Annotated in this window: 12 protein-coding genes and 1 tRNA gene; 9 read left to right on the top strand and 4 right to left on the bottom strand. The window is 53.8% G+C overall.

Features of this window, described 5'->3' with window-relative positions; genetic code table 11:
* Positions 1–872: 872 nt before the first annotated feature.
* Positions 873–1,025 (bottom strand): hypothetical protein, encoded by a 153-nt coding sequence (locus tag Q9S52_RS09785; protein ID WP_294591531.1) that lies wholly within the window; start codon positions 1,023–1,025, stop codon positions 873–875.
* A 241-nt stretch (positions 1,026–1,266) separates the two neighbouring features.
* Between Q9S52_RS09785 and Q9S52_RS09780 the strand changes: the two genes are divergently transcribed.
* The 8 genes from Q9S52_RS09780 (at position 1,267) to Q9S52_RS09745 (ending at position 8,047) form a co-directional block, all read left to right on the top strand.
* The gene (locus Q9S52_RS09780; protein WP_294591529.1) at positions 1,267–1,836 is read left to right on the top strand and encodes a Crp/Fnr family transcriptional regulator; all 570 of its coding nucleotides are present in this window, start codon (positions 1,267–1,269) and stop codon (positions 1,834–1,836) included.
* A gap of 104 nt (positions 1,837–1,940) precedes the next feature.
* Complete coding sequence (locus Q9S52_RS09775) at positions 1,941–3,074, top strand: acyltransferase family protein (protein ID WP_304708981.1); 1,134 nt, start codon at positions 1,941–1,943, stop codon at positions 3,072–3,074.
* Positions 3,075–3,670: 596 nt separating this feature from the next.
* Entirely contained in the window at positions 3,671–4,846 is a 1,176-nt protein-coding gene (locus tag Q9S52_RS09770; protein ID WP_304708980.1) for a site-specific integrase, read from the top strand.
* Positions 4,847–4,849: 3 nt separating this feature from the next.
* Positions 4,850–5,617 carry a hypothetical protein gene (locus Q9S52_RS09765; RefSeq protein WP_304708979.1) on the top strand — a complete coding sequence of 256 codons (768 nt, stop codon included), beginning with the start codon at positions 4,850–4,852 and terminating at the stop codon, positions 5,615–5,617.
* 167 nt (positions 5,618–5,784) lie between these two features.
* Entirely contained in the window at positions 5,785–6,078 is a 294-nt protein-coding gene (locus tag Q9S52_RS09760; RefSeq protein WP_304708978.1) for an AlpA family transcriptional regulator, read from the top strand.
* Positions 6,079–6,080: 2 nt separating this feature from the next.
* Positions 6,081–6,431: a hypothetical protein gene (locus Q9S52_RS09755; protein ID WP_304708977.1), complete on the top strand. Its 351-nt coding sequence runs from the start codon at positions 6,081–6,083 to the stop codon at positions 6,429–6,431.
* The gene (locus Q9S52_RS09750) at positions 6,424–7,404 is read left to right on the top strand and encodes a DUF4373 domain-containing protein (protein ID WP_304708976.1); all 981 of its coding nucleotides are present in this window, start codon (positions 6,424–6,426) and stop codon (positions 7,402–7,404) included. Before Q9S52_RS09755 ends, Q9S52_RS09750 begins: the two co-directional genes overlap by 8 nt.
* 49 nt (positions 7,405–7,453) lie before the next feature.
* The gene (locus Q9S52_RS09745; RefSeq protein ID WP_304708975.1) at positions 7,454–8,047 is read left to right on the top strand and encodes a hypothetical protein; all 594 of its coding nucleotides are present in this window, start codon (positions 7,454–7,456) and stop codon (positions 8,045–8,047) included.
* Between the two features lie 67 nt (positions 8,048–8,114).
* Here the strand turns inward: Q9S52_RS09745 and Q9S52_RS09740 are convergent, their stop codons facing one another.
* The 3 genes from Q9S52_RS09740 to Q9S52_RS09730 form a co-directional block, all read right to left on the bottom strand.
* Complete coding sequence (locus tag Q9S52_RS09740; protein WP_304708974.1) at positions 8,115–8,408, bottom strand: hypothetical protein; 294 nt, start codon at positions 8,406–8,408, stop codon at positions 8,115–8,117.
* A 133-nt stretch (positions 8,409–8,541) separates the two neighbouring features.
* Positions 8,542–8,626, bottom strand: a tRNA-Leu gene (locus tag Q9S52_RS09735).
* Between the two features lie 125 nt (positions 8,627–8,751).
* Positions 8,752–9,444, bottom strand: a complete 693-nt coding sequence (locus Q9S52_RS09730) for a YjjG family noncanonical pyrimidine nucleotidase (protein ID WP_297623971.1) — start codon at positions 9,442–9,444, stop codon at positions 8,752–8,754.
* A 175-nt stretch (positions 9,445–9,619) separates the two neighbouring features.
* Between Q9S52_RS09730 and dnaK the strand changes: the two genes are divergently transcribed.
* Complete coding sequence (gene dnaK, locus Q9S52_RS09725; RefSeq protein WP_304708973.1) at positions 9,620–11,539, top strand: molecular chaperone DnaK; 1,920 nt, start codon at positions 9,620–9,622, stop codon at positions 11,537–11,539.
* Positions 11,540–11,603: the final 64 nt, after the last annotated feature.

Below are 11,603 nucleotides of genomic sequence, written 5' to 3'. Positions count from 1 at the left end.
TCCACGGGACGTGGGGCCCGCGCGGCCCGAGCGCAGTACCCTCCTGTTGGCGAAGCCGCGCGCCCCGCTTAAAAGAGCGATTCAGCTATTTCGGCGGTAGCCGAATATAGATGAATCGCGCAAGGCGCGCGAAAGAGCGGCGGAGCGAAAGCGGAGCCGCAGTGAGGCGGACACGGAGCGGAGAACTGGGGCTGTGCTTTGGGCTGTGACTGTTCTTCGGGCGGGAAAACCGTAACCGGTTTTCCCGCCGCGCCGGGCCGAGCATGGGGCTGAGATTTGGGCGGTGAGTTGGGTCTTGCTTTGGGCCGAGCTTCTGCGGCTCATTGAGCCGCGCAGTTCGCCGCCACCCCACGCGGCGGACTGCAACTTGCCGGAGCTCGTTGCATTCACCGCTGGCGGCGAACAGCTAAGACTAAGAGCTAATAGCGCGATGCAGAGTGACGCATTAGCAGTGCGAGGGGGCACACCGAGAGCGAATGTCACCGAATGGGAGACGGTAAATGGGCTGTGCTCTTGCGACCCAAAGGGTCGCCGGGCTTGCGGCGGGGCGTCTTTGATGCCCGGGCCGGACGCCGCAGGCCGAACTCAACAGAATTGGGCTGAACTTTTGTCGTGGTTTGGGCTGATTTGTTGGTTGAGCTTTTGCGACCCTTTGGGGCGCGCTTTTACTTAATAGATAGGGGTGTCCACTTGTGATTCGGGTCGGAGCCAGCGTGGGCCGAACGAGCTCCGCGAAGTTGCGGCCCTACGCCTGGGGTGGCTCCGGCCCGGGCGGTTCTTCGAACCGCAGGGATGCAACTTAAATGCAGGGTTGAGAGGTCAGTTACTCAGGGTTGTTCCACTCCTTTGCCCACCGTGGGCCCGCAGCCCGTTTATTCCGAGAGGCAACGCAACTGAAGAGCGTGGCCGCGGCTGCCTTTGTGGTTGCGATTGTGGTACGTCACGCCGAAACGCAAGTATATGCCATCAGTACCGTCGGCCCCGGACGACCAGCTGTAACCGTAGTACCCGGTGCCCGACAACACCCCCAAACGCCCATAGTAGCCCGTGTCGCGGAAGCCCGGGGCGGCCCCTCGGAACTTGTTTTAGATGTGGGAGAAATGAGGATGTTTTGCCCCTCCGAGAGGCGGGAATCGGAATATGTGCTATATTTATGATCGCATTTGCCGCGTACAAAAAGCCCCCTCTTCGGTCGACCTCCGGAAAGAGGCCCATCGCCGGAAAGAAGTCGACCTTCAGAAACCGTGACGGGCGGAACGATTGACGATGAAAAAAGTGATAGATACAATTCGGTCGCAGTGGCCCCTTTCCGACCAGACGGTGCGCGAACTGGAGTCCGTCGTCGTTCCGTGTCGTTTCCCCAAACGTTATCGGCTGATTCGCAAAGGCGAGTATAACCGGTACGCCTATTTTATCGAACAGGGCATGACCCGCTCCTACTGGGTGGTGGACGGCGAGGAGGTGACCACCTCCTTTTCGGTCGAAGGCGGCATCGTCTTCAGCATGGACGAACTCTACTACGGTCGACCGAGCGAAGAGGAGGTCGAGACGCTGGAGGAGGTCGAAGCCTACCGTATTCCGCTGGCCGAGCTCACACGCCTGTGGGAGACCAACCTCGAACTATGCAACTGGGGGCGGATCGCCCACCAGAACGAATATCGCCGCCTCCATCGCAGCCATCAGGAGCGGCTGGCACTGCCCGCTCGGGAGCGGTACGAGGCCTTTCGGAGACAGTTTCCCGATGTCTGTCGGCGGGCCAATCTGAGCTACATCGCTTCCTATCTGGGGATTACGCTTTCAACGCTCAGCCGGTTGCGCGCGGGCGAAGGGCGGTGAGGCGCGGGCGGATTTTGATGTAGGACAAATTTTCGAGGCCCCGTTCTGTCATATCTTTGCGGGTGAACCTCCGGAAACCGGAAACTAACCCTCACGCTTTTCGTATGACCTCCAATTTACCCCTGCAATTCCCGCAAAAACCGCACTACGAGATTCTCGACGGCCTGCGCGGCGTGGCGGCCCTGATCGTCGTAGCCTTCCACCTCTTCGAAATCTACGCCGTCGATCCGCTCTATGTCGTTCCGTTCATCAACCACGGCTATCTGGCCGTCGATTTCTTTTTCGTCCTCTCGGGCTTCGTGATCGGCTATGCCTACGACGACCGCTGGGGACGGATGACCCTCTGGGATTTCTGCAAGCGACGCGTCATTCGGCTCCAGCCGATGGTCGTCGTCGGGGCGGTGATCGGGGGATTGTGCTTTTATTTCGGTGCCGGGAAGATGTTCCCCCAAATCGGAGAGGTGCCCGTCTGGCAGATGCTGCTGGTCATGCTGGCCGGCTGCCTGCTGATCCCGACTACCGCGGCCATCCGTCAGCCGTGGCACGAGATGTTTCCCCTGAACGGGCCAGCCTGGTCGCTCTTCTTTGAATACATCGGCAACCTCCTCTATGCGACGGTCGTGAGGCGATTCTCGAAACGCGTGCTGGTTGCGTTCGTGGCTGCGTCAGGCGTTGCGTTGCTGTGGATGGCGGTGGGCAGTTCGGACGGCAGCGTGCTCGGCGGGCACGAGCTGACGGGCCGGCAGTTCGGGATCGGAATGGTGCGGCTGCTCTATCCGTTCTTTGGCGGGCTGTTGCTCTTTCGGCTGGGGCGGCGGATTCGGATTCCGGGCGGTTTTTGGCTCTGTTCGTCGGTGTTGGCGGCGATTCTGTTTTTCCCGCGGCTGGGAGGCGAGCAGCGATTGTGGCTCAACGGGCTGTATGAGTCGATCAGTATTCTGTTCCTGTTTCCACTGATTGTGTTGGCGGGAGCGGGCAGCCCGATCCGGGGCAAAGTGTCGGTCGGGATATGTAAGTTTCTGGGCGAAATTTCGTTCCCGCTCTATATCATTCATTATCCGTTCGTCTATCTGTTCATGGCTTACGTGAAAGAGCACGATCTGGGATGGCAGGAGAGCTGGCCCCTGATGATCGCCGTGGGAGTCGGGTGTGTCGTGCTGGCTTACGGATTCCTGAAACTCTTCGACGAGCCGGTTCGGGCCTGGTTGCGGAACCGCTTTCTGCGCCATGCGGCGTAGCGGTGAGGTGTTCGGTCGTGCGGTTCAGCATTCCGCAAAATCTGAATAGGAAAGCGGGCTCAAGCCCGGGTTCTAAGTCCCCAATCGGTTCCGTCGAAAGCTCTCCTGCTCCGTTTATTCCGAGAGGCACCGCAACTGAAAACCGTAGCCGCGGCGACTCGGATAGCTCGCCTCGGACCATGACATCCGGAAATCCAAATCGAAACCGTTGATTCCGTCGGCAGTGGATGACCAGCTGTACCCGCAGTTGCCGACGCCGTACAGTGCCCCCAGTCGATTTTGTTCCCCTGAGTCGCGGTAGCCCGGGGCGGGGTGTCGAAAGGCGATGGAGTTGCCGGGAAAAATAAAAAAGGCTGTCGATCAAACGATCGACAGCCTTTTTTTGTGCCCAGGACAGGCATAAAACCCCTCAAATATCGGAAATCAAAAATATAACAGTGTCAGATTATCAGCATTTTACGTGTTCTTGGATACGGTCTATTATCCGATCTTTTCCGATTATTTTTCACTGAGTACACTTTTAGTACACCTTGTATCGTCGCCATTCATTACATTTGCAAATATAAGAAAAGAAATGATAATCAAAGTCTAAGAGAGTGGCTAAGTTGACTGTAAGAACAAAAGAGAACCCGAAGTTGCAACAAAGTACACTTTCAGACGGGCGAATCAGTCTGTATTTGGAGTATTATTTGGGTCGGACGCAGTGGGTGGACGAAGCAACCGGGAAAGTCAAAGTCAAGCACTACCGAAGCAAAGAGACATTGAACCTCTATTTGCTTGCTGCGCCGCGTACACCGGCGGAACGTCAGACCAACAAAGAGACTCTTGAACTGGCCGTAAGGATCCGCGCCGAGAAGGAGCAGGAGTTGAAAAACGACATCCACGGGTACCGCCTCAACAAGTCCCGGAACGTTAATTTTCTCGACTATTTCCAATCTTACATCGATACTTACACCAAAAAAGACATCCGGCACCTCAACGCCGCTTTGCGCAAGTTCCGGGCGTTCCTCGGCCTCAACTACCCGATCTACAAAACCGCAATAAAGCCCGAGCAGCTGACTCCTGAGATGATGGCCGCTTTCGTGGACTACCTGGAGGGAATGAGCAAGGGCGAGGGGGCGCATACGGTATACCAGCGATTCAAAAAAGTGGTTAAGCATGCGTATGAAAACGGCGTCCTCAAGCGCAATCCCTGCACCGGCATACTCTGCAAGATCGACGATCAGGCTTTACGGAAAGATGTGTTAAGCATGGAGGAGGTTCGATGCCTGATCGAAACGGTCTATCCGGGCCAAAATCCGGTGATCCGGCGCGCCTTCATCTTTTCCCTCTATACCGGTATCCGGTTCTGCGATTTGGTCGAGTTGAGGTACAGCAATGTCGACTATGCGAACAGGCTCCTGACCTTCGAGCAGAACAAAACGAAAGGACATAGCAAGCACAGCGGAGTTGTTATCCCGCTCAACGAGAGCCATTTGAGGCTAATCGGCGACAAGCCCGATACGGACGCTTATATTTTCCCGTTGCCGAGCCACACGATGTGCCTAAAAGCGTTGAGGCGTTGGACGCAACGTGCCGGAATCGACAAGCACATAACCTGGCATTGCGCCCGGCATTCGTTCGCCGTCAACATCCTCAACAACGGAGCCAATATCAAGACGGTAGCCAGTCTTTTAGGTCATTCCGGCTTGAAACACACGGAGAAGTACACCCGCGCGGTGGATAAATTGAAACAGGAGGCTATAAACAGCTTGCCGGAAATAAAATTGTAGATTATGAAGCGTGATTATTGGAATCTCTCTGTTTCGGAATTTCTCGATATTATTTCAGAAGTCGCCGAACATCGGGCGTATTCGGTTACCTTATCAAATGGCAGAGAAATGAAGGGGACATTAGATGAGCTATCATTGGAGGCGATTAAATATCAAAATTACGATATTGGCCCGGAGCTGACGAATGCAGTCGCTAAAATTCGGCGCAATCCAATTTATCAATATGACACTCTATCTTTTTCGGAAATAATCGATTATGTGGATCGATGGACACAACATTATGATCAGGATCGGCTGCGTGCGTTTTGGGTTGATGCTGCTTTATATTTTTATAATAATGATAAATTCGACGGCACGAAAGCCGGTGCAGGAAAAGTACAATATTTAAAACGGTTTCTCGCTTCAAAAATCGACAGTAATACTGGCGGGGATTCTGTTGCGCCGGTTGCCGATCAATTTGAGCTACCCGCCGGATTGAATACGCCAAGAGCAAAGAAATACTTTCAGAAAGCTATAGGGAGAGGGCTAATTATACGGAATAACGATAAGATGGAGTGGGTCGGAGGGTCAGATGCACGTTTGGCGTATTTTTGTCAAGAGGTCTACTGCAAAGACGAAAATGGGCGGGATAATGGACAGAATTTTCCCGAAAAGGCACTAAATACACTATTTGGTAAATCGCGATTAGGAAAGGCACGCAGTCAATTTGTATCTAACAACGGCGGAACTCCGAAAAACATTGATGATCTTGCCGAATTGTTAAACACCTAACAACATAAGGCGCATAAGTTGTTTCTGTTCGGTGTGCAGTATGGTGGCACTATAAGTGACACTATCGAACACTATTTTGGCTTTCTTATGTCATCTACTTTTGCCCTGTCGACACAAGTAACAGGCCACCGGTAGCCGATTGTTAACCCTTTTTAAACATCGGAAGTATGACAACAGAACAAAGACTCTCGGCAATCGAGGAGAGCCTTAAAATGGCAGGCTTAACCTCCAAAAAGGTATTGACCCTTGGTGAGGCTGCGCAATTCACGGGCCTATCTAAATCCTACCTTTACAAACTCACCTCTCAACATCGGATTCCGCATTTCAAACCTACCGGCAAGTTGGTGTATTTCGACCGGGAGGAGTTGGAGGCGTGGTTAGCCCAAAATCGGGTGCAGACGGTGTACGAAATCAAAGATCAGGCGCAGGGCTATTGCATGGGCCGCAAAGGGAGGAAATAGCCATGAACAGACCGAAGAATCAAAAGTGCCGCCGTCGTCCGGATTCTCAGTTAGCCGCTTACGCAGCCACTCCGGAACTGCGAATAACCGAATTCAAGAAAGCCCGCACTTTCTTCCAAGCACATCCTACCCAGGCCTATTCGCGGGCGGATTTATGCGACATCCTCAACCTCCCGATCAATCATATAACACGTATCGTTTATGATTTGTCGGATGCGGATATTATTCGCGTGGCAGGCAAGCGAATAAACCCCCGCAGCGGAATCCGTGTCGAAGTGTTGCAGTTGAGGCCGGAAAATGGACAAAACAACGATGCTGTTGAGGTTAACAGGGAGGAGGTCGGCCATGAATAAGGATGCTTATTATTTCCCGCACGATTCCAATGCCAAAGACGACCCGAAATGTGTTCTGCTAATCGAACAGTTGGGCATGGAGGGATACGGCATTTATTGGATGCTGATCGAAACCCTGCGGGATCAACCCGGGTACCGCTATCCGGTAGCTCTGCTTCCTGCACTTGCGCGGAAGTATAACACCACGGTCGAGAAGGTAAAAACGGTGGTGTACAATTATGGCCTCTTTATCGTTGAGGGCGACGCGATTTTCTTTTCGCAAAGCCTGATTAACCGGATGCTCCCGCTGGAAGAAAAACGGTTGAAACTCTCCGAGGCCGGACGGAAAGGCAATCAAAAGCGGTGGGGTATCCCCACCGGATCGCCACCCGATAGCCGGGAGATCGCCACCCGATCGCAAGTAAAGGAGAATATAGTAGATAAGAGTAAAACAGATCATAGTAAAGTATCTCTGTCTGACGCCCCGGCGTCCGATACAGAAAGAGAGAGGTTTTTTGAAGTGTTCTTTTTCAAAAACTACACGGATCCGGCGGGTGAGGTAGATCGGTTTTTGGCCCATTACGAGGCCTCCGGATGGATGCGCAATAACGGAACCCGGGTGGTGGATCGTGTTGCCTTGGCGCGCACATGGACACAGAAAGAACCTCAACAGCCGCCGAGATTCCCGCCGGTCTTTCTTGAAGCATGGAGGACGTTATATGACGAAGCCCAAAAGAAATATCCCGACACGGCCAATATCTTGATTCGGGATTTGGAGGGGATTGGCGTTGAGGGGGATTGCTTGTATTTGCAGTGCCGCAATGACTCGATACGCCGATTAATAGAGGCCGATCGAGACTATTTCAGACCATGTATCCGCGCGCTGACCGGAGGGAACAAGCGGTTGAAGTATAAAGAGAGGCAGAAAGGATGCGATATAGGTTCTTCCCAGCAATCCGCCTTGGGGGTAGTCGGCACCGCGATTCGGCGTTAGTTACCCGCTGTAAATTTCATTCCAAGTACCACCAACAAAAGCATTTGTTATGAACGACATAAAAACGCCCGAAAAATGGATGAAAATTTCCGATTTTGAACGACTTACCGGAGTGAATGGCCGTACCGTTCGATCTGCGGTAAAGAAAGGTCGAATACCTGCGGACTGTGTCAAACGATTTGACGACAATCCTGCGGCTCCGTATTATATCGACCCTCAACCCGCCGCGATACATTGGTATAATAATATCAACGGCAACAGTCCATTGTCAAAAACTGTCAAAAATGGCCTTGCTGCGTATATTCAAACATTCTGCCCTGTTGAGGTTTTGGGCATGGCTACGCCCGAAGACCAAATGTCTTTAAACGATGCCCAGCGTAGGGAACGCGCCGCTAAGGCGCGTTTGGCCGAACTGGAGTTGGCAGAAAAAGAAGGATCGCTTGTTGAGAAAGCAACCATAGATGCCGAACTATTCGCCGCGGCACAAGAGATACGAAACGCCCTGCTGGTCATCCCGGATCGGATCATCGACCAAGTGATTGCGGAAGCCGCGAACCGCAATAAAGCGCATGGCATCATCTACAACGCCATTGCAGACGAGCTGGAGAAGCTGGCCGACATCGGCGCACGACTGGAGAAATGAGCCGTATTGACGAGCGAACGGCCACCGGAGATTGTCTCCCGGTGGCCGTTTCTTCATGCCTGCGGATTTATGATTTAGTATTCTCAATCCTACACTCTATACGCCCTTTCTTGCCACCCTCAACAGCTTTAATGGCTTTATAAAGATCTTTGAGGTCGACCAAAGCACAATGTAATTTTTCGTTTCTTCCGGAGGTGTTTTCATCAAATACATAACATTCCGTCAGAGTGAAATATAAGTGTAACAGGTTGTCGGCAATTTCTCCCGGTTCGTAATCAACGATAAATTCAAAAAGCTCGTCCCAATTATACCCTTTTTCATTAGCGCGGTTAACGATGCGTTCCATGTGATCTGTCTCCATAGCGAAATATTGGTTTGGTTAAAGTTTGTTTTTGCCTCAGCCGATATTTGCCCGGGAGTTGTCATAAAGTACACTTTTAGTACACCTTGCAAAAACAAATAAGCCTCACAATCAATAGATTATGAGGCTTATTTGGTGCCCAGGACAGGAATCGAACCTGCACGCCTTGCGGCACACGCACCTGAAACGTGCGCGTCTACCTATTCCGCCACCTGGGCAAAAAGAAGCGCATCTGAAGCGGATGCGGGGACAAATGTAGGAGATTCTTTCGAGACCGCCAAATTTTTCCGGCGGAATTTTCGGACTCCCGTTCTCTTTGCCGCTCCGCCGGGTCGGAGAGAACTTAAAAAATCTCTTTCAGCGCCCGCAGATCCCGAATTTCGTGCCGCGGATGCTGGTCGTGTTCGATCCCCCGGAAATTGACGAACACCGACGGCATCCCCACCGTCGAAGCCCCGTAAATGTCCGTGTAGACATCGTCCCCGATCATGATGCACTCGTCCGGCCCCACCCCCGCCTTCCGCATCGCGTATTCGAAAATCCCCGGATTCGGCTTGCCGATCCCCGCAAACTCCGACGTCGTGATCCGGTCGAAAAACGGCTTCAGTCCCGCATGCTCCACCTTCAGGAACTGCACCTCGTTGAACCCGTTCGTAATCAGCGACATCGAATGCCCCTTCGTCTTGAGGTACTCCAGCACCTCCAGCGAGTGCGGCATCAGCGTATTGCACGTCGGCGAAATCCGCAGGTACTCGTTGCTCATGTCCATCGCCATCCGCTCGTCGTGAATGCCCGCCGACTCCAGCAGCCGCACGAACCGCTGGTTGCGCAGCGTCTCCCGATCCACGATGCCGTCCCTGTATTCCGTCCACAGCCGCTGGTTGATCTCCCGGAAAGTCTCGTAATACGAATCGAAATCCGGATACCGGTCGCCCAGCCCGAACGCTGCGAACAGTTCGCGCTGAGCCGTCTCCTGGTTCGTGCGCACATCCCAGAACGTATCGTCCAGGTCGAAAAAAAGATGCTTGTACTCCATAGAATGGAACGAGATTTGGTAACAAAAATAGCGAAAATTCATCGAAAATCATGCGGCCCGGCAAAGTGACAACCCGAGGCTGACATTTTGACATAAATTCGGTTTGGCACGACACTTGTACGGAAAGAATCCGATCGAACACGAAATAAACAAATAAATACACACATACACTATTATGGGAAAGATTATCGGTATCGACCTCGGGACCACCAATTCATGCGTTGCCGTTATGGAAGGCAACGAACCCGTCGTCATTCCTAACAGCGAGGGACATCGCACCACCCCTTCGGTCGTGGCATTCACCGAAAACGGCGAACGCAAAGTCGGCGACCCGGCTAAGCGGCAGGCGATTACCAACCCGAAACGGACGATCTTCTCGATCAAACGTTTCATGGGTGAGACCTACGACCAGGTCAAAAACGAACTCGGTCGTGTGCCTTATGTCGTGAAAGACGAACACGGCGTGCCGCGGATCGACATCGACGGGCGGTTGTACAGCCCGCAGGAAATTTCGGCCATGGTGCTTCAGAAAATGAAGAAAACCGCCGAAGATTATCTGGGACAGGAGGTTTCCGAAGCGGTGATTACCGTGCCGGCTTACTTCAACGACTCGCAGCGGCAGGCCACTAAGGAGGCGGGCGAAATCGCAGGCTTGAAGGTGGCGCGGATTATCAACGAACCGACCGCAGCCGCGCTGGCCTACGGGCTCGAAAAGTCCGACAAGGACATGAAGATCGCCGTTTACGACCTCGGTGGGGGGACGTTCGATATCTCGATCCTCGAACTCGGCGACGGCGTCTTCGAAGTGAAATCCACGAACGGGGATACGCACCTCGGGGGGGACGACTTCGACCACGTGATCATCGACTGGCTGGCCGGCGAGTTCGAAGCGCAACACCATGTCGACCTGCGGAAAGACCCGATGGCTTTGCAGCGCCTGAAAGAGGCTGCCGAAAAGGCCAAAATCGAGCTGTCGAGCGCTACTGAAACTGAAATCAACCTGCCGTACATCATGCCGATCGACGGCGTGCCGCAGCACTTGGTGACCAAATTGTCGCGGGCGAAGTTCGAACAATTGGCGGATAAGCTGATCCACGCTACGATCGAACCGTGCCGCAAGGCGTTGGAAGATGCCGGTCTGACGGCTTCGCAGATCGACGACGTGATTTTGGTCGGCGGTTCGACCCGTATCCCGGCGATTCAGCAGGTCGTTAAGGACTTCTTCGGCAAAGAACCCTCGAAGAGCGTCAATCCGGACGAAGTGGTCGCTATCGGGGCGGCTATTCAGGGCGGTGTCCTGACCGGCGAGGTGAAGGATGTCCTGCTGCTCGACGTGACTCCGCTGTCGCTCGGGATCGAAACGATGGGCGGCGTGATGACCAAGCTGATCGACGCCAACACCACGATTCCGAACCGCAAGTCGGAGGTCTTCAGTACGGCGACGGACAACCAGCCTTCGGTCGAAATCCACGTCTTGCAGGGCGAACGGCAGATGGCTCGCGACAACAAGACCATCGGGCGGTTCCACCTGGACGGGATTCCGGCAGCGCCGCGCGGTGTGCCGCAGATCGAGGTGACGTTCGACATCGACGCCAACGGGATTCTGAACGTTTCGGCCAAGGACAAGGGGACGGGCAAGGAACAGAGTATCCGGATTGAGGCCTCGTCGGGGCTGAGCGAAGCCGAAATCGAACGGATGCGTGCCGAAGCCAAGGCCAACGAGGCTAAGGATAAGGAGGACCGCGAACGGGTCGATAAGATCAACGGTGCCGACTCGCTGATTTTCAGTACGGAAAAACAGCTCAAAGAGTACGGCGACAAGATTCCGGCGGACAAGAAGTCAGCGATCGAGACGGCGTTGAACGGCTTGAAAGAGGCGCATAAGTCTCAGAATCTGGCCGATATCGACAAGTATTCCGAAGGGCTGAATGCCGCATGGCAGGCCGCTTCGCAGGATATCTACAATGCAGGGAATGCTGCAGGCGGTGCTTCTTCGACCGGCGGTGCGGGAGCTTCGGGGTCGACGGGTTCGGCTTCGCAGGCGCAGCCGGAAGACGACGGCCCGCATGATGTGGAATTCGAAGAGGTGAAATAGCATACGGATAGCCGTGTGTCACTCACCGGGACAGTCAGGCGTGTCAGGTCTCCCATGGCGGAGA

Origin of the sequence: uncultured Rikenella sp. (genome assembly GCF_948810725.1) — a bacterium.
Lineage (GTDB): Bacteria > Bacteroidota > Bacteroidia > Bacteroidales > Rikenellaceae > Rikenella.
The sequence above is the reverse complement of the archived record's forward strand: the minus strand, read 5'-3'. Positions and strand labels throughout refer to the sequence as shown.